Consider the following 24,087-nt stretch of genomic DNA (forward strand, 5'->3'; position numbering starts at 1 on the left):
CGGGGGTTCTCCACAGGGAATAAGGCTAGTGGCGCATATCGGTGGTGGGTATTGCCAGCAATTTTTTGGACACCGGATCTCTTGTGGCCAAGGATTTTTGTCTGGGCCTAAGCGTGTGGAGTGGCCGGGCTATCAACCTGCTCCAGCATCCACTTCACGAAATCGCGCACCTTGGGCACTTCCGCCGAATGCTCCGGGTACGCCAGGTAATAGGCATCGGTGCTGGGCATTGCATGCTGCCACGGAATGACCAGCTTGCCGTCCGCCAGTTCCTCTTCCACCAGAAAACGGGGTAACAACGCTACGCCGCAGCCGACCTGCGCCGCACGGATGCACATATAAAAGGTTTCAAAACGCGGGCCGTGGTAGCTGTGTTCGGTGTGATAGCCCTGACTGTCGAACCAGTCATGCCACGCCTGAGGCCGGGACGCGTTTTGCAGCAGGACCAGGTCGGTGAGTTGCGTCGGGTCGGTGAATGGCGTGTCGGGCAGGCTGCCGGGGGCGCACACCGGAACCAGCTCTTCACTGAACAGCTTCAGGCATTCGGTGCCGGGGCGCGAACCCTGGCCGAAATAGAACGCCAGGTCGCTGCGACCTTGCAGCAGATCATCGGCTTCCTGTTCGTTGCACAGGTCCAGATGGATCGAGGGATGACGCAGGCGCCAGCCTTTCAGACGTGGGACCAGCCAGCGCGCGCCGAAAGTAGACGGTGTCGAGACGCGCAGCACTTCTGTCTCGCCGCCGTAGGAACGCAGGTAATGGGTCGACATCTCGACCTGTGTGAGAATTTTCCGAACCTCCACCAGGTACAAATCGCCCGCCGGGGTCATTTGCAGGCGTCGACGCACCCGGCGGAACAGCAGGTGCTGTAACAGTTCTTCCAGTTGCGCCACCTGCTTGCTGACGGCGCTCTGGGTCAGGTTCAGTTCTTCGGCGGCCCGAGTGAAGCTCAAATGCCGGGTCACGGCTTCGAAACACTGCAAGGCAGCGATCGATGGCAAATAGCGTTTGTTCAGCATGGGCGGTCCTTTTGTTCTTGTCTCTTTATTGCCAGCAATGCACAGCATGAATAAACGGAATGATATCTCTCTTAATGGTCGTTTGTTGAGTAACCTCCGGGGAGCTAAAACTACAGGTCTGATCAGCCGCGATTTTCCGGCTGCACACGTTCCGTTTTTTGCTTGAGGAGTGACCCATGGTTGCCGCATTGCTTGATCGTCTTGGTGTGAACCCGGCCCTGTACCAGAACGGCAAAGTGCCGGTGCATTCGCCTGTCGATGGCAGTCGCATCGCCGCTGTGAACTGGGAAGGTGCCGCTGAAGTCGAGCAGCACATCAGTCGCGCAGATCATGCGTTCGAGCTGTGGCGCAAGGTCCCTGCGCCGCGCCGTGGCGAGCTGGTGCGGCAACTGGGCGACATTTTGCGTGAATACAAGGCCGATCTCGGCGAGCTGGTGTCCTGGGAAGCGGGCAAGATCACTCAGGAAGGTCTGGGTGAAGTTCAGGAGATGATCGACATCTGCGACTTCGCCGTTGGCCTGTCCCGCCAGTTGTACGGTTTGACCATCGCTTCCGAGCGCCCTGGCCACCACATGCGCGAAACCTGGCACCCGCTGGGCGTCGTCGGCGTGATCAGTGCGTTCAACTTCCCGGTCGCGGTCTGGGCCTGGAACGCCACGTTGGCGCTGGTCTGCGGCAACCCGGTGATCTGGAAACCGTCGGAGAAAACCCCGCTGACCGCGCTGGCCTGCCAGGCGCTGTTCGATCGCGTGCTGAAAAACTTCAGCGACGCCCCCCCGCACCTGAGCCAAGTGGTTATTGGCGGCCGCGATGCCGGTGAAGCCCTGGTCGATGACCCGCGTGTCGCGCTGGTCAGCGCCACGGGCAGCACCCGCATGGGCCGCGAAGTGGCGCCGAAAATCGCCGCGCGTTTCGCCCGCAGCATTCTGGAGCTGGGCGGCAACAACGCGATGATCCTCGGCCCAAGCGCCGACCTGGACATGGCCGTTCGCGCCATCCTGTTCAGTGCCGTCGGCACCGCCGGTCAACGCTGCACCACGTTGCGTCGCCTGATTGCCCATGAGTCGGTGAAAGAAGAAATCGTCACCCGCCTGAAAGCTGCCTACTCCAAAGTGCGCATCGGCCACCCGCTGGAAGGTAACCTGATCGGCCCGCTGATCGACAAAAACAGCTTCGAGAACATGCAGGACGCGCTGGAGCAGGCCATGAGCGAGGGCGGAAAGGTGTTCGGCGGCAAGCGTCAGCTCGAAGACACATTCCCGAATGCCTACTACGTATCGCCGGCCATCGTCGAAATGCCGGAGCAGAGCGACGTGGTCTGCCACGAAACTTTCGCGCCGATTCTGTACGTGATCGGTTACAGCGATTTCAACGAAGCCCTGCGTCTGAACAACGCTGTACCGCAGGGCCTGTCCTCGTGCATCTTCACCACCGACGTGCGTGAAGCCGAGCAGTTCATGTCGGCGGTGGGCAGCGACTGTGGCATCGCCAACGTCAACATCGGCCCAAGCGGTGCGGAAATCGGTGGTGCGTTTGGTGGCGAGAAAGAAACCGGTGGCGGTCGTGAGTCCGGCTCCGACGCCTGGCGCGGCTACATGCGTCGTCAGACCAACACCGTGAACTACTCGCTGGAGTTGCCGTTGGCGCAGGGGATTACGTTCGACTGATGCTCGGTCGTACAGGGATCCCCTGTGGGAGCGAGCCTGCTCGCGAAAGCGGTCTTTGAGTCACATTGATGTTGGATGTGTCGCCGCCTTCGCGAGCAGGCTCGCTCCCACAATTGAACTGTGTGTTGGTTAGGTTTCTGTTGGAGTCTGGCAATGCCGTTACGCGAAGAGTGTCTGTGGGAAAAACTGACGCCGCAAAGGCCCGACAACGCGGCGCTCAAGGGGGAAGTAAAGGTCGATGTCTGCGTCATCGGCGCCGGGTTTACCGGGCTGTCGGCGGCGGTGCATTTGCTGGAACAAGGCAAGACCGTTTGTGTGCTTGAAGCCCATCGCGCCGGCCATGGCGGGTCGGGGCGCAACGTCGGGCTGGTCAACGCCGGAATGTGGATTCCACCGGACGAAATCGAGGCCGGGTTCGGCGAGGCGGTCGGCAGCCAACTCAATCGCATGCTCGGGGCGGCGCCGGCCCTGGTGTTCAGCCTTGTGGACAAGTACAACATCGATTGCCAGCTGCGTCGCGAAGGCACGCTGCACATGGCGCACAACGCCCGTGGCGAAGCGGATCTGCGCAGTCGTGAAGAACAATGGAAACGCCGTGGCGCGCCGGTTGAATTGCTCACCGGCCAAGCCTGTGAACAAGCCACGGGCACCCGGAAAATTGCTGCCGCGTTGCTCGATCGCCGTGCTGGCACGATCAATCCGATGGCTTACACCACGGGGCTGGCCAAAGCGGCCATCGGCCTCGGCGGTCAATTATTCGATCATTCACCTGTGACCCGACTCGAACGTCAGGGCCAGCGCTGGTCGGTGCAAACCGCGCAGGGCTCGGTACTGGCCGAGCAAGTGGTGATTGCCTCCAACGCCTATACCGAAGGCGCCTGGACCGAACTGCGGCGCAATTTCTTCCCCGGTTATTACTATCAGGTGGCGTCGGTGCCGCTGACCGAAGACGCAGCGCAGCAGATTTTGCCCGGTGGCCAGGGTTCCTGGGACACCCGGCAAGTGCTCAGCAGCATTCGTCGAGACAAGGATGGGCGCTTGCTGCTTGGCAGTCTGGGGAATGGCAATCAGAAGCCAGCCTGGTTTCTCAAGGCCTGGGCTGACCGGGTGCAGCAGCATTATTTCCCCTACCTGAAGCCGGTGGAGTGGGAGTGCACCTGGACCGGTTGCATCGCATTTACCCCCGATCATTTGATGCGCCTGTTCGAACCGGCGCCCGGTTTAGTGGCAGTCACCGGTTACAACGGTCGGGGTGTGACCACGGGAACAGTGGTCGGCAAAGCGTTTGCCGACTACCTGTGTAACGGAAATCCTCAAGCACTACCGATTCCCTTTGCGCCCATGCAGCCATTGACCGGGGCAGGGTTGCGCAGTTGTCTGTATGAGGCGGGTTTTTCGCTGTATCACGCGGGCCAGTGCTTGCGCATTGTGATCTGATTGTTGAAATTTGTTGCCGGGAGCGGCGCTTTTCGGCGCAACGGCTAGCCTGTAATGGTGCGGGTTGTAGCAGTACCGCACCAGCAGTGTGCAGTTCGGTGACGCGCGTTGTTACAGGCTGGTTGCACGCCGTTTAGTGTCGCGGTTGCAATGATGGCGCGGGCGGGTTGCGCCTCAAAAAATTAATGGTTTCACCTTCTGCGGTTTAGACGGTTGCACGCCCAATGAAAATGGGCCCGAAACAGTCGAAATAACAATAAAGCAGCGACTTTTTTCAGAATAAAAAACCGATGGCACGGCCCTTGCTCTGAGCATTCATTGAAGTCGCAGTGCCAATTAAAAAAACCATGGAGCACCACCTCATGTCCCAGACGTTTTACAAGAAAGGCTTTCTGGCCCTCGCAGTGGCAACTGCGTTGGGTGTTTCTGCGTTTGCTCAGGCTGACATCAAGATCGGCGTAGCGGGTCCAATGACGGGCGCCAACGCGGCATTTGGCGAGCAGTACATGAAGGGTGCACAGGCAGCAGCCGATGCGGTCAACGCAGCGGGCGGCGTAAACGGGGAAAAAATCGTACTGGTCAAGGGCGATGACGCCTGCGAACCGAAACAGGCTGTGACGGTGGCCAAGGACCTGACCAACCAGAAAGTGGCGGGCGTGGTCGGTCACTTCTGCTCCTCGTCGACCATCCCGGCCTCCGAGATCTACGACGAAGCGGGCATCATCGCCATCACTCCAGGCTCCACCAACCCGCAGGTTACCGAGCGCGGCCTGAGCGCCATGTTCCGTATGTGCGGTCGTGACGACCAGCAAGGCATCGTGGCCGGCGACTACATCGTCGACGTGCTCAAGGGCAAGAAAGTCGTCGTGCTGCACGACAAGGATACCTACGGCCAAGGCCTGGCTGACGCCACCAAGGCGCAACTGGTCAAGCGCGGCGTCACGCCAGTGCTGTATGAAGGCCTGACCCGCGGCGAGAAAGACTTCAGCACCATCGTGACCAAAATCCGTGGCGCCGGCGCCGACGTTGTTTACTTCGGTGGTCTGCACCCGGAAGCCGGTCCTCTGGTTCGTCAACTGCGTGAACAAGGTCTGAAAGACGTCAAGTTCATGTCCGACGACGGCATCGTGACCGACGAACTGGTGACCACCGCTGGCGGTCCGCAATTCGTTGACGGCGTGCTGATGACCTTCGGTGCCGACCCACGCCTGCTGCCAGACAGCAAGGCCGTGGTAGACGCCTTCCGCAAGGCCGGTACCGAGCCAGAAGGCTACACCCTGTACGCCTACGCTTCGGTGCAAACCCTGGCTGCCGCTTTCAACGGCGCCAAGTCCAACAAGGGCGAAGAAGCGGCTGCCTGGCTGAAGAAAAACCCGGTCAAGACCGTCATGGGCGAGAAGGCCTGGGACAGCAAGGGCGACCTGAAAGTCTCCGACTACGTGGTTTACCAGTGGGACAAGGACGGCAAATACCACCAGCTGGAAAAACAGAAGTAAGGGCTGATTCGATTACTTGAACCCACATATCCCTTGTGGGAGCGGGCTTGCCCGCGATGGCGGACTGGCAGGAGACAATTTCGTCGAATGTTCAACCGCTATCGCTGGCAAGCCAGCTCCCCCAGGGGGTGGTGTGGGCCAGGTTGATCGTGATTGACATTGCTCCGACGTAAATCTGTATTTTCCTTAGAGGAACCGCACACCCCCAGGTGTGCAGGTTCTCATTGCGTGAGATTGCGTTATGGATGGTATTTTCCTGCAGCAACTGGTCAACGGCCTGACCCTCGGGTCGGTCTATGGCCTGATCGCCATCGGCTACACAATGGTTTATGGCATCATCGGCATGATCAACTTCGCCCACGGCGAGGTTTACATGATTTCCGCTTACCTCGCGGCAATCAGTCTGGCTCTGCTGGCTTACTTCGGTATCGAATCCTTCCCGCTGCTGATGCTCGGCACATTGGTCTTCACCATCGTCGTCACGGCGGTGTATGGCTGGGTCATCGAGCGAGTCGCCTACAAACCCCTGCGTAACTCCACCCGACTGGCACCGCTGATCAGCGCCATCGGTATTTCGCTGATCCTGCAAAACTATGCACAGATCGCCCAGGGCGCCAAGCAACAAGGCGTTCCGACGTTGCTCACGGGAGCCTGGCGTGTCGAGGTCGGTACAGGTTTCGTGCAGTTGACCTACACCAAGGTCTTCATTCTGGTCGCCGCGTTTGTCGGCATGGCCGCGCTGACCTACATCATCAAGTACACCAAGCTCGGCCGCATGTGCCGTGCAACCCAGCAAGACCGCAAGATGGCTTCGATTCTGGGGATCAACACCGACCGGGTAATCTCCTACGTGTTCATCATCGGTGCAGCGATGGCGGCCCTGGCCGGCGTGCTGATCACCATGAACTACGGCACATTCGACTTCTATGCCGGCTTCATCATCGGGATCAAGGCATTCACCGCTGCGGTGCTCGGCGGGATTGGCTCGCTGCCTGGCGCCATGCTCGGCGGGATCATCCTCGGGATTTCCGAGTCGCTGTTCTCCGGCCTGGTGAACTCGGACTACAAAGACGTTTTCAGCTTCTCGCTGCTGGTTCTCGTTCTGGTCTTTCGGCCCCAAGGCCTGCTCGGCCGTCCTCTTGTGTCGAAGGTGTAAGCGATGTCTTCAACCACTAAAAAAACCATTGATATCAAAAAAAGTCTGGTTGACGCGATTCTTGCCGGCCTCATTGCCCTGATTGTGTTCGGGCCGATTGTCGGCGTCGTTCTCGATGGCTATGGCTTCAACCTGGAAACCACCCGGGTGGCCTGGATTGTCGCCATTGTCATGGCGGGTCGATTCGCCCTGAGCATGTTCCTGCAAACCCCCAAGGGCCTGAAAATCCTTGAAGGTTTTGAATCCTCCGGTTCCGGGGTTCATGTGCTGGCGCCTGACTACAAGTCGCGCCTGCGCTGGATCATCCCGCTGGTGATCGTCATCGCCGTGGTGTTCCCGTTTTTCTCCAACTCCTACCTGCTGGGTGTGGTCATCCTCGGGCTGATCTACGTGCTGCTGGGCCTTGGGCTGAATATCGTGGTCGGCCTGGCCGGCCTGCTCGACCTGGGTTACGTGGCGTTCTACGCCATCGGCGCCTATGGCCTGGCACTCGGTTATCAGTACCTGGGCCTGGGTTTCTGGACGGTGTTGCCGCTGGCGGCGATCACGGCGGGGCTGGCCGGTTGCATCCTCGGCTTTCCGGTGTTGCGCCTGCACGGTGACTACCTGGCAATCGTGACCCTGGGTTTCGGTGAAATCATCCGCCTGGTCCTCAATAACTGGCTGTCCCTGACCGGTGGCCCGAACGGCATGCCGGCGCCACTGCCGACATTCTTCGGCCTGGAATTTGGCAAGCGAGCCAAAGACGGGGGCGTACCGTTTCATGAGTTTTTCGGCATCGCCTACAACCCCGACGTGAAGTACTACTTCATTTACGCGGTGTTGTTCCTGGTCGTGCTGGCTGTGCTGTACATCAAGCATCGTCTGGTGAAGATGCCGGTCGGTCGTGCCTGGGAAGCGCTGCGTGAAGACGAGATTGCTTGCCGTTCCATGGGTCTGAACCACGTGCTGGTCAAACTCTCGGCGTTCACCATCGGTGCATCGACGGCCGGTCTGGCGGGTGTGTTCTTCGCCACCTACCAGGGCTTCGTCAACCCGACCTCGTTCACCTTTTTCGAATCGGCGCTGATCCTCGCCATCGTGGTTCTCGGTGGCATGGGCTCGACCATCGGCGTAGTGATTGCTGCCTTCGTGCTGACCGTCGCCCCGGAGTTGCTGCGTGGCTTCGCCGAATACCGCGTCCTGCTATTCGGCATCCTGATGGTGTTGATGATGATCTGGCGCCCGCGCGGCCTGATTCGGATCAGTCGTACCGGTGTGACCCCGCGTAAAGGAGTAGCGCCATGAGCGAAGTCGTACTCAGTGTCGAAAAGCTGATGATGCACTTTGGCGGCATCAAGGCGTTGAGCGATGTCAGCCTGAAGGTCAAACGCAATTCGATCTTCGCCCTGATCGGCCCCAACGGCGCGGGCAAGACCACGGTGTTCAACTGCCTGACCGGGTTCTACAAGGCCTCCGGCGGCAAGATCGAACTCAACGTGCGTGGCGAGCAGACCAACGTCATCAAGTTGCTGGGCGAGTCGTTCAAACCGACCGATTTCGTCTCGCCGAAATCCTTTGCCAGTCGCCTGTACTACAAGATGTTCGGCGGCACCCACCTGGTGAACCGTGCCGGGCTGGCGCGGACTTTCCAGAACATTCGCCTGTTCAAGGAAATGTCGGTGCTGGAAAACCTGCTGGTGGCCCAGCACATGTGGGTCAACCGCAGCATGCTGGCCGGCATTCTCAATACCAAGGGCTATCGCAAGGCCGAAAGCGATGCGCTGGACCATGCGTTCTACTGGCTGGAAGTGGTGGACCTCGTGGACTGCGCCAACCGCCTCGCCGGTGAGTTGTCCTACGGCCAGCAACGCCGTCTGGAGATTGCCCGGGCCATGTGTACCCGTCCGCAGATCATCTGCCTCGACGAACCGGCTGCCGGCCTCAACCCTCAGGAAACCGAAGCGCTGAGCGCGATGATCCGGCTGCTGCGCGACGAGCACGATCTGACCGTGGTGCTGATCGAACACGACATGGGCATGGTTATGAGTATTTCCGACCACATCGTGGTGCTGGACCACGGCATTGTCATCGCCGAGGGTGGCCCCGACGACATCCGCAACGACCCGAAAGTGATTGCCGCCTACCTGGGCGCCGATGAAGAGGAAGTGGTATGACCCAACCGATCCTCGAACTCCAGGAACTGGACGTGTTTTACGGGCCGATCCAGGCCCTGAAGAAAGTCTCGCTGCACATCAATGAAGGGGAAACCGTCAGCCTCATCGGCTCCAACGGCGCGGGCAAGTCGACCCTGCTGATGTCGATCTTCGGTCAGCCGCGTGCGGCGGGCGGGAAGATCCTCTATCAAGGTGTGGACATCACCCACAAGTCGTCGCACTACATCGCCTCCAACGGCATCGCGCAATCACCGGAAGGGCGGCGGGTGTTCCCTGACATGACCGTCGAGGAAAACCTGCTGATGGGCACCATTCCGATTGGCGACAAGTACGCCAAGGAAGACATGCAGCGCATGTTCGAGTTGTTCCCGCGACTCGAAGAACGGCGTACCCAGCGCGCAATGACCATGTCCGGCGGTGAGCAACAAATGCTCGCCATCGCCCGTGCGCTGATGAGCCGGCCGAAACTGCTGTTGCTTGATGAGCCCAGCCTTGGCCTGGCCCCCATCGTGGTCAAGCAGATCTTCGCCACCCTGCGGGAACTGGCGCAAACCGGCATGACCATTTTCCTGGTCGAGCAGAACGCCAACCATGCCCTTCGCTTGTCCGATCGCGCCTATGTGATGGTCAACGGCGAGATTCGCATGGCGGGCACCGGCAAGGAGTTGCTGGTCAACGAGGATGTGCGTAGCGCTTATCTCGGCGGGCATTGATTTGTAGCTTGCAATAAAAACGCCCTGACAAAATCAGGGCGTTTTTTTATACCCGCGTAAACCCTTCAGGAGCTGCCGAAGGCTGCTCCTGCAAGAGCGGCGATGTGAGCTGAGGGAAATTGTGGAAAACAATATTCCGAAGCTTCCAAACCGCGACATAAAGCCGCTGCAAATAGTTGTTTTGTCACAGTTTTGACTTGTCCCCGATTACTGTGGAGCTGGCTGTGAATAACGTGGGAGTAGCTGGCTGAAAGCCTTTGAAACCGTGGCTTGCAGAGGTGTGGTTGTTTTTTGATCAGGCGTTTTTACTCGGCTGAAACAGCGCCTTGTCAACCTTTTTGTTGCTGGTGAAATCCACAGTATTCGGCTTGCACAAGCCTGTGGATAAGTCTGTGATTAAACTCTGGAAAGACTCGGCTGAAGGCCGTGGTTACTGGCTTGGCGCCATCGCCGGTTTGACCTGTCAGTCATGCAAATGGCCGAGGGCTACACAGCAGGACCTTGAGGGTCAAGCGAAAAAGTTTCAAAAACCGGCGCAAAGCCTTGTGGATAGAGGCTTGCAGCTTTTTCACTTGCCCCCAAAGACTGTGGACCGGCCTGTGGATAACGTGCGCGCACATGGCTGCAAGCCACGATCTGTATGGCTTTCCCGATGCTGATCATTTTTTGAGCAGAATGTACCCCAGCAGGCTCTGTTACTGGGGGAACGTGGTTGCCGGTATGAGCGTGGCCGGGCATGCTGGCGGCTGATTTTCTATTCCAATGGCTGGCGACCAGCCGAAGCAAGGAGAACACGATGTCCAACACCCTGTTTATTACCGGCGCGACTTCCGGTTTTGGTGAAGCCTGTGCCCGTCGTTTTGCCGAGGCTGGCTGGAAACTGGTGCTGACCGGCCGTCGTGAAGAACGCCTCAATGCGCTGTGCGCCGAGCTGTCGGAGCAGACCGAAGTGCACGGCCTGGTGCTCGATGTACGGGATCGCAAGGCGATGGAAGAGGCCATTGCCAACCTGCCGCCGTCCTTCGCGACACTGCGCGGGCTGATCAACAATGCCGGCCTGGCGCTGGGTGTTGACCCGGCACCCAAGTGCGATCTCGATGATTGGGACACCATGGTCGACACCAACGTCAAAGGCCTGATGTACAGCACTCGCTTGCTGCTGCCGCGCCTGATCGCTCACGGTCGTGGTGCGGGCATTATCAACCTGGGTTCCGTCGCCGGTAACTATCCGTACCCGGGCAGCCACGTGTATGGCGCCACCAAGGCGTTCGTCAAACAGTTCTCCCTGAACCTGCGCTGCGACCTGCAAGGTACGGGCGTGCGAGTCAGCAACATTGAGCCGGGCCTGTGCGAGAGCGAGTTCTCGCTGGTACGTTTTGCCGGTGATCAGGAGCGTTACAACGCGACCTACGCCGGTGCCGAGCCGATCCAGCCGCAAGACATTGCCGACACCATTTTCTGGGTCCTCAATGCCCCGGCGCACATCAACGTCAACAGCCTGGAGCTGATGCCGGTGAGCCAGACCTGGGCCGGGTTTGCTATCGAACGCAAATCTTAAGACCGCATAACGGCCAATCGCGGGCAAGCCCGCTCCCACTGGGTTTTGCGGTGTGCATACGCCCTATGCCGCGCGAGAAATCACTGTGGGAGCGGGTTTGCCCGCAAAAGCTATCTGGAAGTCAACGCAGATAATCAGCCAACCCGCTATAACAGGTCGCCAGGTGATACGGCGTGGTCGACGGCATGTCCCGACGGCTGACCGCGCCGTGAGCATCGCGGCACTCATGCCAGCCACCGGCATGCAGGAAATGCTCTTGCAAGGCCCGTAACTGGCGTAACACCGCCGCTTCGCTGTGCGGGCGCAGTGTCAGCGCCCTCAGGTATTCGGCCTGAGCCCAGATGCGCTGGGTGGCATCTCGCGAGCCGCCGTCAGGGCCGAGGTCGAGCATGGCTTGCACCGCACCGGACGATTGATCGACGCCCAATTGCTCGGTAAAGGCGAAGGCCCGTTCCAGTGAGGCATGCAATTTCGAGCCGCGCAGCAGCGCCGATGATTCCAGCAGGTAATACCATTCGAACTGGTGCCCCGGCTCAAACCAGTTATCCACAGCTCCCAAGGGCTTTTCCATCAACACGCCGTGTTGCGTATCTATAAAGCGTTTCTGCAGGGCTGTGCATAACTCGATGAGCCCGCGTTCCACAGCAATGTCTTCACGTACCGATAAGGTCGCGAGGAAGGCTTCGGCCAGATGCATCAACGGGTTTTGCAGGGGGCCGCTGCCGAGTGACGACCAGTCTCTGTCGAGGCTGGCTTCGTACAAGCCATCGCCTGTGGAAAATCGCCGGGCGATCACTTCCAGCGCGGCGTTGAGCACCGATTCCACCAGCGGCTCGCGAACCTTCTCCCAGTAATGGGCGCAGGCGAACAGGATAAAGGCGTGGGTGTAGAGGTCTTTGCGTTGATCCAGAGGGGCACCCTGTGGATCGATGCTGTAGAACCAGCCGCCATGCTCGGCGTCGTGAAAGTGCCGTTGCAAGGAACGGAACAGCGCCGCCCCACGCTCTTCGGCGCCCGGCACCTGGCCGATCAGGCTGGCGAACAGATACAGCTGGCGTGCGCAGGCCATGGCCCGATAGCGTTGCGGTGGCAGTGGCTGGTGCCCGGCGTCCAGCGCCTCATAGGGCAGTGCCATGTCGGCATTCCAGCCGGGACCTTGCCAGAGCGGCACGATGACGCCCTGGAAGTGCTGTTGCACCGAGGCGAACAGGGTGGTCATTTCAGGCTGGGAGGCGGAGCGGGGAACATGCGGCATTGGCTGGCGTCGTCACGGCAGGGGCGATTGCGCGACATGTTATCAGGCCTGAGAGATGTGGTGTCTGTCTGACCGCCATCGCTGGCAAGCCAGCGCCCACAGGGTCAGTGCAAACCCCTAGGGGAGCTGGCTTGCCAGCGATGAAGCCTTAAGGGGCGCGAAAGAAATCAGCTGGCCAACAACCAGACCCCGGTCGCCGCCGACGCCGCACCTGCCAGTCGTACCAACGGCGCAGCCGCCTGAGGCAACACCCGCACCAACGCATAACCCGCCGCATGCAACGCGGCAGTCGCCGCCACGAACCCGACGGCATACGCCCAGGGGCTGGACATGTCCGGCAGCTCCAGGCCATGGGCGACACCATGGAACAAGGCAAACATCGCCGTGGCTGCCACCGCCAGGCTCAACGGCGGACGCACCGCCAGCGCAACCGCCAGGCCCAGCGCCAACACCGATGCGGCAATCCCGCTTTCCAGTGCTGGCAGGTTCAGCCCTTCAAAGCCCAACAGGCCGCCGAGCAACAGGGTCCCGACGAAGGTGCACGGCAGCGCCCAGCGCGCGGCGCCTTTTTGTTGTGCCGCCCACAGGCCTACAGCGAGCATCGCCAGCAGATGGTCGAGGCCGCCGATGGGGTGGCTGATGCCGGCGATCAAGCCATTGTCGCCGTGCCCCGGGTGGGCGAAAGCGAGGGTCGGGGTGAGCAGCAGGGCCGCGGCGGCCAGGATGCGTTTCAGTGTCATGGATAAGCTTCCTTGTTGGTAAATGTCGATCAGGCTGCGGTCAGCAAGCCTTGGCGTTCGATGAAGGCAATGATGTCTTCCAGGCCTTGGCCGGTTTTCTGGTTGCTGAAGACGAATGGCTTGCCGTTGCGCATGCGTGTGGTGTCGCTGTCCATCAGGGTCAGCGATGCGCCCACCAGGGGCGCCAGGTCGATCTTGTTGATCACCAGCAGGTCGGACTTGCAGATACCCGGCCCGCCCTTGCGTGGCAGCTTGTCGCCCGCGGACACGTCGATCACGTAGATGGTCAGGTCCGACAGTTCCGGGCTGAAGGTGGCCGATAGATTGTCGCCACCGGACTCCACCAGAATCAGGTCCAGCCCCGGAAAGCGGCGGTTGAGCTGGTCCACGGCTTCGAGGTTGATCGAGGCGTCTTCGCGAATCGCCGTGTGCGGGCAACCGCCGGTCTCCACGCCAATGATCCGCTCCGGTGCCAGCGCTTCGTTGCGCACCAGGAAATCGGCGTCTTCGCGGGTGTAGATGTCGTTGGTCACAACGGCCAGGTTGTAGCGGTCGCGCAGGGCCAGGCACAGGGCCAGGGTCAGGGCGGTTTTGCCGGAGCCGACCGGGCCGCCGATGCCGACGCGCAGAGGTTGTGTGTTCATGTGGTTCTCCAAAATAACAGGCCCTAGGAACGGAACAGACGGCTGTACTGGCGCTCGTGGGCCATACACGCCAGGGACAGGCCAAACGCGGCGCTGCCAAAGTGTTCGGGGTTGATCTGGCTGGCGTCCTGCTGGGCTTGTTGCAGCAGCGGCAGCAGTTCGCTGGTCAGGCGCTGGGCGGCTTGCTGGCCCAGCGGCAGGGTTTTCATCAGCACCGCCAGTTGGTTTTCCAGCCAGCTCCAGAGCCAGGCGGCCAGCGCATCCTGCGGGCTGATTTGCCAGGCACGGGCGGCCAGCGCCCAGCCCAAGGCCAGGTGGGGTTCGGGACGTTGCTCAAGGAAGGCGCGGGCGGCTGCATCGAGTTCTGGCAGGCCGTTAAGCAGCTGTTGCAGGGAATAACCCATCTGCCGGCTTTCCTGATGCAGTTCGCGGGTTTCGCGGCTGGCGCGGTGTTCTTCGCAACGTTGCAGCAGTTCGCACCAGTTTTCTTCGGTGGCAGCTTTGCAATGGGCAAGCAGCAGCGGGGCCTCGAAGCGGGCGAGATTGAGCAGCAGTTGATCGCTGATCCAGCGCCGCGCGCTATCAGAATCGTGGACGCGGCCATTCTCCACCGCCATTTCCAGACCTTGGGAATAGCTGTAGCCGCCAATCGGCAATTGCGGACTGGCCAAACGCAGCAATGCCCATGCGGGGTTCACAGGCGCACGCCGAACTGATGCAGCTTGGGCGGGTAATTGAAGTCTTCATCGCCGTGACGTGAGTGGTGATGACCGCCGCCGTAGGCACCGTGTTCCGGCTGGAAGGGGGCCTCGATGTTGTCGGCGTGGGCGCCCAATTGTTCGAGCATGGCCTTGAGTACGTAATCGTCGAGCAGGCGCAGCCAGCCGTCACCGACTTGCAGGGCGACGTGACGATTGCCCAGGTGATAGGCCGCGCGGGTCAGTTCGAAGGCATTGGCGCAGGTGACATGTAGCAGTTGTTCGGGGCGGGCACAGACGCGGACGACGCGACCGTCTTCGGCCTGTAGACATTCGCCGTCGTACAGCGGCGATTGCCCGCGCTCCAAAAACAACCCGACGTCTTCACCCTCGGCACTGAAACAGCGCAAACGGCTTTTGCTCCGGGCTTCAAATGTCAGGTGCAACTCGGCGGCCCAAACGGGTTGAGGGTCGATTCTGCGATGAATCACCAGCATCGGAAAGCTTCCAGCAATGGACAATGCTGAGGCTAGAGCAAGGGGCTTGCCAATCGGCGTGATGTGTAGGAAATGCCTGAAGGAAGGGTAGGGCGTGCGGCGCAGCGCTGGGGGTTTTGGTTGAAGTTGGTGCGAGTTATTTTTCGATGCACCAACTTAAGGCGGCTCAGGGCTTGCCTGTGGGAGTGAGCCTGCTCGCGATTGGGGCGTCACGGCTCTTCAGGTGCAGCGCGTTCTCGTTCTTCGCGCGCAGGCTCGCTCCTGCAAAGGGCGTTACTCGGTACTGCCCAGACCCTGCCAATGTTTGAGGCCGATAAAGATGAAGCGCAGTTGCTGGGTGATCTTCGCCTGGGGCGTCAAATGCTCGGGTAACGCCTCGGCCGGTGGGTCGATGATGTCCGGCAGGGTAGCGAACACGCTTTTGACGATCAGGTCGGCCATGACGCTCAAGCCGGCGATGTCGAGGTGTTGCAGCTTGGGCATCAGCGACAGGTCTGCGGCCAGGTCCGAACTGATGTTTTCGCGCAGGCGACCAATCGCCTGGCGCACGGGCTGCGAGCCACCGTACTGCTCGCGGGCCAGAAACAGAAATTGCGAGCGGTTGGCGCTGACCACATCGAGAAAGATCCGCACCGACGCATCAATAATGCCGCCCATCACGAACTCGTTGTGCCGCACCAGGCGAATGGTTTCGCGAAAGGTCTGGCCCACTTCGCTGACCAGCACCAGGCCCAGTTCGTCCATGTCGGCGAAATGCCGATAGAAACCGGTGGGCACGATCCCGGCAGTTTTCGCCACTTCGCGCAGGCTCAGGCTGCCGAATCCCCGGCCGCCTTCCATCAAATGACGGGCAGCGTCCATCAGGGCGTTGCGGGTTTGTTGCTTCTGTTCGGCGCGGGGCAGCATCGCAAGGGTGTTTTCTGAAGTAGGACAGCGGCGCACTCTAGCAAATCGTCTTCGCTGGCGTCGAACGGGGACAGGGAGATCGAACGGGGAAGTATTCGGCTTCTACAAACGCTACATCCAGAAAGTCAAAAGCCCAATCCGGTGATTGGGCTTTTTTTCAAGGCCACCATGGGCTCAGCTCATAGCGCTGTTGCGTTCGATCACACGGTCACCACCACCTTCAGCCAGGGTTTGGCCAGGGGTGCGATCGGAACCGTCAGCAGCAACAGCTTGACCTTGTGGGGTTTGGTCGTAGCCGTCTTCAGTGATCAGGTTTTTTTCTTTCAGGCGATCGTTACCGCCTTCAGCCAGGGTTTGGCCTGGGGTGCGGTCCGAACCATCGGCAGCGACGGTGTGGCTGAATACCGAATGATGGTCTTTGGCTTGTGGGGTGGCCTGTTCGGCGGCTGGCAGGGCGAAAGCGGTGCTGGCCAGCATTGAGAGGGTAAGACTAAGCAGTAATTGGCGTTTCATGATTGGGTGCTCCGTAGGAGGGCGATAAAGTGGGTACGAGGGCAATGCTACTCTCGATAAGTCGATATAAAAGTTCATAAACGCAATGTTAATAATCAACGGAATTGATTGTTCTCTGCAGGCCTTGTAAACCGGGGCTTTGCGGCCGTTGCTTTTGCACCGGGGTGGGTATTTTCGACTCACTCGTGCCACGCAAAAGTGCGGGGCCGGTAACGTTGCAGGAGGGTAGAGAGCGGAAAGCGAGGGTTGGATTGCGGGAAAATCAGGTATTCGATTAAACCTGCCGACCGTTTTTCAGTCGTAGATTTCATAACGGGCCGTTTTTGGTCCCGCGTTTTTCATGGGCGTCGCCGTCGGGGCGTTCAGTCGTATCAGGAGTTTTGTGCAATGACGCGCCCCCGTAGAATTATCGCCTGGACCACGGCCACCCTCGTTGTATTGCTGGCGGTGCTGGTGCTGATCATCGTGTTTTTCGACTGGAACCGGATCAAGCCACCCCTCAATGCCAAAGTCTCCGAAGAGCTGCATCGGCCATTCGCCATCAACGGCAATCTGGCGGTGATCTGGCGTCGCGAGCTCGACGAGGGTGGCTGGCGGGCCTGGGTGCCGTGGCCACATGTGGTGGCCGAAGACCTGACCCTTGGTAATCCGGACTGGTCGAAAACCCCGCAGATGGCCAGCCTCAAGCGGGTTGAATTGCGCCTTTCGCCGTTGGCCTTATTGGGGCAGCGCGTGGTCATCCCGCGCATCGATCTCACTGAACCCAATGCCGAGCTGCAGCGCCTGGCTGACGGGCGCGCCAACTGGGTGTTCAAGTTCGACCCGAAAGACCCGAACGCCGAACCTTCGTCGTGGGTTGTGGACATCGGTGCAATAGGCTTCGACAAAGGCCATGTCACCCTTGACGATCAAAACCTGAAGACGCAACTCGACCTGCTGATCGACCCGTTGGGCAAGCCGATTCCCTTCAGCGACATCGTCGGCGACAAGGCCGCGAAAAAAGCCTCGGATGGGGGCGCAGCCCCCATGGACTATGCCTTTGGCCTGAAGGTCAAAGGCCAATATCACGGCCAGAAGCTCGTGGGTCAGGGCAAAATCGGCGGACTGCTGGCGTTGCAGGATGCGACCCGGCCGTTTCCACTGCAGGCGCAGGCAAAAATCGGCGATACCCGTGTCGAGCTGGCGGGCACCCTGACCGACCCGCTGAACCTCGGCGCCTTGGACCTGCGCCTCAAGCTGGCCGGCAGCAGCCTGGGCAATCTCTACCCGCTGACGGGCGTGACCCTGCCGGATACCCCGCCGTATGCCACCGACGGACACCTGATCGCCAAGCTGCACGAGCCTGGCGGTGCGGAGTTCCGCTATGAAGCATTCAACGGCAAGATTGGCGAAAGTGACATCCACGGCAGCCTGACCTACGTCGCGGGACAGCCTCGGCCAAAACTCAGCGGCTCACTGCTTTCCAATCAATTGCTGTTTGCTGACCTCGCCCCGCTGATCGGTGCCGACTCCAATGCCGAGCAAAAGGCCCGTGGTGGCGAAAGCAAGCAACCGACTGACAAAGTATTGCCGGTCGAGGAGTTCAAGACTGAACGCTGGCGCGATATGGACGCCGACGTCGAGTTCACCGGCAAACGGATCGTGCACAGCGAGAAATTGCCGTTCAATGATCTTTACACCCATCTGGTGCTGACCGACGGTGTCCTCAGTCTTGAACCGCTGCGGTTTGGCGTGGCGGGCGGCAAGCTGGATGCGCAGATCCGCCTCAATGGTCACACCGAGCCCTTGGAGGGGCGGGCGAAGCTCACCGCGCGCGGCTTCAAGCTCAAGCAGTTGTTCCCGACCTTCGAACCGATGAAAACCAGTTTCGGCGAGCTCAACGGCGATGCCGACATCACCGGTCGCGGCAACTCGGTGGCCAAACTGCTGGGCAGTGCCAACGGCAACCTGAAAATGCTGATCAACGACGGCGCCATCAGCCGCGAGTTGATGGAACTCGCGGGGTTGAACGTGGGCAACTATGTGATCGGCAAAATCTTCGGTGACAAGGAAGTGAAGATCAATTGCGCCGCGTCCGACTTCGACATCAAGAACGGTCTGGCGACGACGCGATTGTTCGTCTTCGATACCGAGAACGCGATCATCTATATCGATGGCACGGCGAACATGGCCACCGAGCAACTGGACTTGACCATCACCCCGGAATCCAAAGGCTGGCGTTTGATCTCGCTGCGTTCACCCTTGTATGTGCGTGGCCAGTTCATCAAGCCCGACGCGGGCGTTAAGGCAGTGCCATTGATGCTGCGCGGCGCCGGGATGGTTGCGCTGGGCGTGATCGCGGCTCCGGCGGCGGGACTGCTGGCGCTGGTGGCGCCGAGCGGCGGCGAGCCGAATCAATGCGCGCCGCTGCTGGAGCAGATGAAGTCGGGCAAGGCGCCGGTCACCGTCAAGCCAACAAAATAATCGGGCGCCTGTCAGGGCCTCATCGTCGGAACGCAGCCCGGAGCAGGCTTGCGATAGCGATCTTTCATGCCAACGCATCCCCCGACGCCGACGCTTCTTCACGCAACCAGGCAAAAAACGCCCGCACCGGCGGATGCCGCTCGCGACCGGGCACGCACAGGGCGCTGTAACCGGCGCCATCCACCTGCACATCTCTCCGATAAGGCGACAGCAATCCGTTGGCGACACTTTCCGACACCAGAATATTGCTCGCCAGCACCAGGCCTTGCCCGGCGATGGCCGCTTGCAGGGCGTAATGCTCTTCGTCGTATTCACGCACGGCGGGTTGGCCGCTCAGCCATGTCTCGCCGGATTGTGCGCACCACGCCTCCCAGCCGTGTGCGTAAAGCTTGGAGTTGTGCCAGTGCACGCTGATCAGCGTTGGCGTGCGCTGGGTTGCCAGCGCCACTTGCTCGGGCGAGCCATAGACGCCAAAGGACTCATCGAACAGGCATAACCCGTACAAGTTCGGGTAGTCATCAAGGCTGTAGCGCACCACCAGGTCGACGCTGGCGTCCTGATGCAGGTCGATGACTTCGCAATGGGTGTCGAGGCGAACATTGATGGTCGGGTGCCGAGCGTAAAAGCGTCCCAGCCGTGGCACCAGCCACAGCGCGGCGAAGGCAGCAGTGGTGGAGATCGTCAGGCTGGTGCCACTGCGCTGCGGTCGCAGGGTGTCGACGCTTTGCGCCACATCGAGAAAAGCCCCGTGCAGGCTGTGGAACAGCCGTTCGCCGCATTGCGTCAAGCGCACTCTGCGGGGCAGGCGCTCGAACAGCGGCACCCCGAGCCAGGCTTCCAGCGAGCGGATCTGATGGGACACCGCCGTCGGTGTCACCGACAGTTCTTCGGCGGCGGCCTTGAAGCTCAGCAGGCGCGAGGCGGATTCGAAGGCACGCAGGGCCGTCAGCGGCAACGAGGCAAACATTGAATGCTCCATGGATGAAATAGATTCATCCAGAATGATTTTTGCTCATTTGAATGAACGCAGTTGTGCGCTTCAAGCTGAGAGCCACAAGTGTTTCAGTCTAGCCGTTGAGGAGATTCAGATGAGTAAAATTCTTGCTATTCATGCCAGCCCACGAGGTGAGCGTTCGCACTCGCGGCGATTGGCCGAGGTGTTTCTTTCGGCGTTGCAAGCGCATCATCCGCAGGTGCAGGTGACCCGCCGTGAAGTCGGGCGGGCGCTCATTCCCCCGGTCAACGAAGCGTTTGTGGCGGCCGCGTTTTATCCCGAACCCCAGGCCCGGCCATTGTCGATGCAGGCGGATCTGGCGTTCAGCGATGAACTGGTCGGCGAATTGCTCGGCCACGATGTACTGGTGATTTCTACGCCGATGCACAACTTCAGCGTGCCCAGTGGCTTAAAGGCCTGGATCGATCAGATCGTGCGGCTTGGGTTGACCTTCAATCACACCCTCGACAACGGTATCGCGCAATACGAGCCGCTGGTGCAGGGCAAAAAGGCCGTGATCGTCACCAGTCGCGGCGGCTTCGGTTTTGGTCCGGGCGGCGAACTGGAAGCGATGAATCACGCCGATCCCTTGCTGCGCACGGTGCTCGGTTTCATTGGCATCACTGACGTCACGGTGGTCGCGGCGGAGGGCGAGGAATCCGAGGCTCGCACTTTCGCGGTGTCCGCCGCCGAGGCCGAACAGCGCTTGCTCGCGCTGGCCAGGGCGTTCTGAAAGCCTGTCGGAGGTCAAGTTGCTGTCAGTGGGGCTGATCGTCGCGGGCGTGGTTGGGCTGAAGTAGGGCGGATGTCATAGACTGGTCGTCGAGTTGTCATCTTCGCTGGCGATGCTTGGCGGATGTCTTGCATCACGCCTTGCGTCACCTTTCGATCACAAGGATGTCCGCCCATGTCGCAAGGTTCTGCCCCGCGTTACCCAATGGTGCTGGTCCCGGGAATGCTCGGGTTTATCCGCCTGGTGTTCTATCCGTACTGGTACGGCATTGTCGATGCCCTGCGCCGGGGTGGTGCGACCGTGTTCGCTATTCAGGTTTCGCCGCTCAATTCCAATGAAGTGCGGGGTGAGCAACTGTTGGCGCGGATCGAAGAGATTCTGCGCGAGACAGGGGCGCAGAAAGTCAACTTGATCGGCCACAGTCAAGGCTCGCTGACCGCCCGTTATGCGGCGGCCAAGCGTCCGGACCTAGTCGCCTCGGTGACGTCGGTCGCGGGGCCGAACCATGGTTCGGAACTGGCCGACTACCTGCACCGGCACTATCCCCATGACAGCACCCAAGGTCGCTTGCTGACCTTTTTGCTGCGCATGATCAGCGCCGTGATGTGCTGGCTGGACACCGGTTATCGGGGGCCGAAACTGCCGGTGGACATCCATGGCTCCCACCATTCACTCACCACTGAGGGCGTCGCGCTGTTCAACCAGCGTTATCCGCAGGGCCTGCCCGATACGTGGGGCGGGCACGGGCCGGAGGAGGTGAACGGAGTGCGTTACTACTCCTGGTCCGGGACTCTGCAACCGGGCAAGACCGATCGCGGGCGCAACCTGCTCGACGGCACCCATCGCAGTTGCCGATTGTTCGCCAAAACTTTCGTGCGTGAGGCCGGACATTGCGATGGAATGGTCGGCCGCTACAGCTCGCACCTGGGGACGGTGATTGGCGATGAATACCCGCTGGATCATTTCGACATCGTCAACCAGTCGCTGGGGCTGGTGGGGAAGGGGGCCGAGCCGATCAGACTATTTGTCGAGCATGCGGCGCGGCTAAGCGCGGCAGGGCTTTAGGCCGACTGTGGCGAGGGAGCAAGCGCCCTCGCCACGAAAGAATTACGCACGGCCCAGCACAGTGGTCCAGCGCTCTGAAACGATCACCCCGCCCAACGTCAACACCCCGCCCACCAAGTGATACAGCGCCAGTTGCTCATGCAGCACCACCGCTGCGATCAGCGCAGTCATCACCGGCAGCAAATTGAAGAACATCACCGTCCGGCTCGGTCCCAGGCGCACCACCGCCTGCATCCACGCCAAAGGCGCGACCATCGAAGCCAACAGGCAGGCGTACAGCACCAGCGGAATATTGTGCAAAGTGGGACCGGTTTTCGCTGAAGCGAGAAACAGCGGAAACAGCACCACCACCGCCACCAGCACCTGCAGATACAGCAACACCAGCGGCGGCAATTTCAGCTGCCATTTCTTCAGCAGGGTGCTGTAGACCGCATAGGCCAGTGTGGCGACCAGCATCATCGCGTCGCCCCGATTCACGCCATGTTCCAGCAGCAAACCCAGGCTGCCGGATGACACGACCACCAACACTCCGGCGAACGACAGTACCGCGCCGGCCAGTGCGCCGGCGGTCAGGCGTTGGCCGAGGCTGATGATCGCCATGGCGAGGGACATCAACGGCATCAACGACAGAATGATGCCCATGTTGGTGGCCGAGGTCAGGGCCGCGGCGAAATAGGCCAGGCTCTGGTACACCGCCATGCCCAGCACGCCGAGGATGACAATCTTGCCCAGGTTCGGGCGAATCTGTGGCCAATGGGCAATCACAGGCTGGAGCATGAAAGGCGTGAACAGCACACCGGCCAGCAGCCAGCGATAGAAACCGATCTCGGCGGGGAAAATTACCCCGGCCGACATTTTGGTGATCACGGTGTTGCCGGCCCAAATGAAAATGGCCAGCAGGGGATAAGCGTATTGCATCGGGAAAAACCAGAACGTTAATGAAGAGCGATTATCCACTGTCTGGATGCAAGCCTATACTCCGATCCAGACAACCCGCCTTTGATTCCGGACAGCATGACCCGTAAACACATCGACTTGCTGGATTTCAGCGAACTGCCGGCTCCGGTGTACTTCCGTTATGCCGACTTCGGCACCCACGAATACGCTTCGGCGCACCGGCATCCCTGGGGCACGCTGGAATATGCGGCGCACGGCGTTTTGCACATGGATGTCGACGGCCGCCGATTCCTCTCGCCGCCGCACTACGCGGTGTGGGTGCCGCCCGAAGTCGAGCACAGTTTCTACAGCCATCAGCCGATCAATTACCGTGCGGTTTGCCTGGCACCGGCGGTCTGTGATGATCTGCCGCAACAGGCCTGCACACTCGCCATCAGTGACATCCTTAAGTCCATCCTCAAGGATTTCGCCGCCCGTGACGTAAAGATTCCCGAGCACGCTGCGGATAAACGCCTCGCCCAGGTCCTGGTGGACCAGTTGCAACAGGCGCCGGTGCATGAGTGTTACCTGCCCTATGCCTGCACGCCGGGACTGCTGGGCATCTGCGAAGCCCTGCAAGCCGATCCGGGTGATAACCGGGCTTTGGCGCATTGGGCGGCGCAGGTTCACGTCAGCGAACGAACTCTGGCGCGGCAGTTTGTCCGTGAGTTGGGCATGAGCTTTGGGGAGTGGCGCCAGCGTCTGCGTTTTCTGGCCGCGATTGACGCGCTGGACAGTCATCGCAGTATTCAGGAGGTTGCTTTCGACATGGGCTACAGCACGGCTTCGGCATTTATTGCGATGTTCCAGCGTCAAGCGGGTTGTTCGCCTGATTATTATCGGCGATCCATGCGCCGCTCCTCAGCCGCACGCAGAATGCCAGGCGTTTGAGGGGGCGGCTCGCACAACCGGTCAATGACCAACCGGAGGATGGTGTAACAAGGCTTGACTACACTCTGGGTGAATGCCGCATCGTTCGGTGCGGCCACAAGGAGAAAACTCCATGAAGATAATGCGTGCCCCTTTGTTGATGGTCGGTTTGCTGCTCTGTTCCCAAAGCTTTGCCGCAACTGACCAGCAGAACAAAATGACCACCTGCAACGCTGAGGCGACCGCAAAAACCCTCAAGGGCGATGAGCGCAAAGCCTTCATGAGCAATTGTCTCAAAGCCACCCCGGCAGCCAACGATGCCGGCACTGCCTTGACCCCGCAGCAAGAGAAAATGAAAACCTGCAACGCCGATGCGGCCACCAAAGCCCTCAAGGGTGACGAGCGCAAGGCGTTCATGAGTGATTGCTTGAAGAAGAAATAAACATTCGGCGGAATTTGTGGGGGCTGTGAAGGCCTCATCGCGGGCCGCTCCCACAGGTTTCTCTGTTGGACTCTATTTACATGATCAACCGCAGACTTGTGGGCGCGGTCTTGCCCGTGATGGCGCCGT

The 24,087-nt window shown here is 60.2% G+C and carries 24 protein-coding genes; 13 read left to right on the forward strand and 11 right to left on the reverse strand.

Annotation, left to right across the window (positions count from 1 at the left end):
• Nucleotides 1-107 precede the first annotated feature (107 nt).
• Entirely contained in the window at nt 108-1,019 is a 912-nt protein-coding gene (locus BVK86_RS18425) for a LysR family transcriptional regulator (RefSeq protein ID WP_075947761.1), read from the reverse strand.
• A gap of 176 nt (nt 1,020-1,195) precedes the next feature.
• Between BVK86_RS18425 and amaB the strand changes: the two genes are divergently transcribed.
• The 7 genes from amaB (at nt 1,196) to BVK86_RS18460 (ending at nt 9,644) form a co-directional block, all read left to right on the forward strand.
• Nucleotides 1,196-2,686, forward strand: coding sequence for an L-piperidine-6-carboxylate dehydrogenase (gene amaB / locus BVK86_RS18430; protein WP_075947762.1), 1,491 nt, complete (start codon nt 1,196-1,198; stop codon nt 2,684-2,686).
• Between the two features lie 153 nt (nt 2,687-2,839).
• On the forward strand, nt 2,840-4,123 hold the full coding sequence (gene amaA / locus BVK86_RS18435) for an L-pipecolate oxidase (protein ID WP_075947763.1): 1,284 nt from the start codon (nt 2,840-2,842) through the stop codon (nt 4,121-4,123).
• A 362-nt stretch (nt 4,124-4,485) separates the two neighbouring features.
• Entirely contained in the window at nt 4,486-5,619 is a 1,134-nt protein-coding gene (locus BVK86_RS18440; RefSeq protein WP_075947764.1) for an ABC transporter substrate-binding protein, read from the forward strand.
• A gap of 241 nt (nt 5,620-5,860) precedes the next feature.
• Nucleotides 5,861-6,775 carry an ABC transporter permease subunit gene (locus BVK86_RS18445; RefSeq protein WP_075947765.1) on the forward strand — a complete coding sequence of 305 codons (915 nt, stop codon included), beginning with the start codon at nt 5,861-5,863 and terminating at the stop codon, nt 6,773-6,775.
• Between the two features lie 3 nt (nt 6,776-6,778).
• Nucleotides 6,779-8,062, forward strand: a complete 1,284-nt coding sequence (gene livM, locus BVK86_RS18450) for a high-affinity branched-chain amino acid ABC transporter permease LivM (RefSeq protein ID WP_075947766.1) — start codon at nt 6,779-6,781, stop codon at nt 8,060-8,062.
• Nucleotides 8,059-8,931, forward strand: coding sequence for an ABC transporter ATP-binding protein (locus BVK86_RS18455; RefSeq protein ID WP_075947767.1), 873 nt, complete (start codon nt 8,059-8,061; stop codon nt 8,929-8,931). Before livM ends, BVK86_RS18455 begins: the two co-directional genes overlap by 4 nt.
• Entirely contained in the window at nt 8,928-9,644 is a 717-nt protein-coding gene (locus tag BVK86_RS18460) for an ABC transporter ATP-binding protein (protein ID WP_075947768.1), read from the forward strand. The genes BVK86_RS18455 and BVK86_RS18460 overlap by 4 nt, the downstream gene beginning before the upstream one ends.
• Nucleotides 9,645-10,130: 486 nt before the next feature.
• On the opposite strand, the gene BVK86_RS29820 is transcribed toward BVK86_RS18460, so the two are convergent.
• Nucleotides 10,131-10,448 (reverse strand): hypothetical protein, encoded by a 318-nt coding sequence (locus BVK86_RS29820; RefSeq protein ID WP_157720445.1) that lies wholly within the window; start codon nt 10,446-10,448, stop codon nt 10,131-10,133.
• Here BVK86_RS29820 and BVK86_RS18470 point away from each other — a divergent pair.
• The gene (locus BVK86_RS18470; RefSeq protein WP_075947889.1) at nt 10,441-11,202 is read left to right on the forward strand and encodes an SDR family oxidoreductase; all 762 of its coding nucleotides are present in this window, start codon (nt 10,441-10,443) and stop codon (nt 11,200-11,202) included. The genes BVK86_RS29820 and BVK86_RS18470 overlap by 8 nt on opposite strands.
• Before the next feature lie 121 nt (nt 11,203-11,323).
• On the opposite strand, the gene BVK86_RS18475 is transcribed toward BVK86_RS18470, so the two are convergent.
• From BVK86_RS18475 to BVK86_RS18505, 7 genes are all read right to left on the reverse strand, one after another.
• On the reverse strand, nt 11,324-12,457 hold the full coding sequence (locus BVK86_RS18475; RefSeq protein ID WP_075947769.1) for an AGE family epimerase/isomerase: 1,134 nt from the start codon (nt 12,455-12,457) through the stop codon (nt 11,324-11,326).
• A gap of 167 nt (nt 12,458-12,624) precedes the next feature.
• Nucleotides 12,625-13,197 (reverse strand): HupE/UreJ family protein, encoded by a 573-nt coding sequence (locus BVK86_RS18480; protein WP_075947770.1) that lies wholly within the window; start codon nt 13,195-13,197, stop codon nt 12,625-12,627.
• Nucleotides 13,198-13,226: 29 nt separating this feature from the next.
• Entirely contained in the window at nt 13,227-13,841 is a 615-nt protein-coding gene (gene ureG / locus BVK86_RS18485) for an urease accessory protein UreG (protein WP_056852405.1), read from the reverse strand.
• Nucleotides 13,842-13,864: 23 nt separating this feature from the next.
• A complete protein-coding gene (locus tag BVK86_RS18490) occupies nt 13,865-14,539 on the reverse strand; it encodes an urease accessory protein UreF (protein WP_075947771.1) in 675 nt (224 codons plus the stop codon).
• Nucleotides 14,536-15,036 carry an urease accessory protein UreE gene (gene ureE, locus BVK86_RS18495; protein ID WP_075947772.1) on the reverse strand — a complete coding sequence of 167 codons (501 nt, stop codon included), beginning with the start codon at nt 15,034-15,036 and terminating at the stop codon, nt 14,536-14,538. Before ureE ends, BVK86_RS18490 begins: the two co-directional genes overlap by 4 nt.
• Nucleotides 15,037-15,309: 273 nt before the next feature.
• Entirely contained in the window at nt 15,310-15,942 is a 633-nt protein-coding gene (locus BVK86_RS18500) for a TetR family transcriptional regulator (RefSeq protein WP_075947773.1), read from the reverse strand.
• A 174-nt stretch (nt 15,943-16,116) separates the two neighbouring features.
• The gene (locus BVK86_RS18505) at nt 16,117-16,455 is read right to left on the reverse strand and encodes a hypothetical protein (protein WP_075947774.1); all 339 of its coding nucleotides are present in this window, start codon (nt 16,453-16,455) and stop codon (nt 16,117-16,119) included.
• Nucleotides 16,456-16,842: 387 nt separating this feature from the next.
• Here BVK86_RS18505 and BVK86_RS18510 point away from each other — a divergent pair, with 387 nt between their 5' ends.
• Entirely contained in the window at nt 16,843-18,918 is a 2,076-nt protein-coding gene (locus BVK86_RS18510) for an AsmA family protein (RefSeq protein WP_075947775.1), read from the forward strand.
• A 64-nt stretch (nt 18,919-18,982) separates the two neighbouring features.
• Here BVK86_RS18510 and BVK86_RS18515 read toward each other — a convergent pair whose 3' ends face one another.
• Nucleotides 18,983-19,897 (reverse strand): LysR substrate-binding domain-containing protein, encoded by a 915-nt coding sequence (locus tag BVK86_RS18515; protein ID WP_162279044.1) that lies wholly within the window; start codon nt 19,895-19,897, stop codon nt 18,983-18,985.
• Nucleotides 19,898-20,006: 109 nt separating this feature from the next.
• Here BVK86_RS18515 and BVK86_RS18520 point away from each other — a divergent pair, with 109 nt between their 5' ends.
• Nucleotides 20,007-20,645 (forward strand): FMN-dependent NADH-azoreductase, encoded by a 639-nt coding sequence (locus BVK86_RS18520; RefSeq protein ID WP_075947777.1) that lies wholly within the window; start codon nt 20,007-20,009, stop codon nt 20,643-20,645.
• Nucleotides 20,646-20,819: 174 nt separating this feature from the next.
• Complete coding sequence (locus BVK86_RS18525) at nt 20,820-21,710, forward strand: esterase/lipase family protein (RefSeq protein WP_075947778.1); 891 nt, start codon at nt 20,820-20,822, stop codon at nt 21,708-21,710.
• A 42-nt stretch (nt 21,711-21,752) separates the two neighbouring features.
• Here the strand turns inward: BVK86_RS18525 and BVK86_RS18530 are convergent, their stop codons facing one another.
• Complete coding sequence (locus tag BVK86_RS18530) at nt 21,753-22,628, reverse strand: DMT family transporter (RefSeq protein WP_075947779.1); 876 nt, start codon at nt 22,626-22,628, stop codon at nt 21,753-21,755.
• 96 nt (nt 22,629-22,724) lie between these two features.
• Between BVK86_RS18530 and BVK86_RS18535 the strand changes: the two genes are divergently transcribed.
• Nucleotides 22,725-23,537: an AraC family transcriptional regulator gene (locus BVK86_RS18535; protein WP_075947890.1), complete on the forward strand. Its 813-nt coding sequence runs from the start codon at nt 22,725-22,727 to the stop codon at nt 23,535-23,537.
• A gap of 112 nt (nt 23,538-23,649) precedes the next feature.
• Nucleotides 23,650-23,958 (forward strand): PsiF family protein, encoded by a 309-nt coding sequence (locus BVK86_RS18540; RefSeq protein WP_075947780.1) that lies wholly within the window; start codon nt 23,650-23,652, stop codon nt 23,956-23,958.
• The last annotated feature ends 129 nt before the right edge of the window (nt 23,959-24,087 follow it).

The sequence above is a fragment of the Pseudomonas reinekei genome (assembly GCF_001945365.1).
GTDB classification, from domain to species: Bacteria; Pseudomonadota; Gammaproteobacteria; order Pseudomonadales; family Pseudomonadaceae; genus Aquipseudomonas; species Aquipseudomonas reinekei.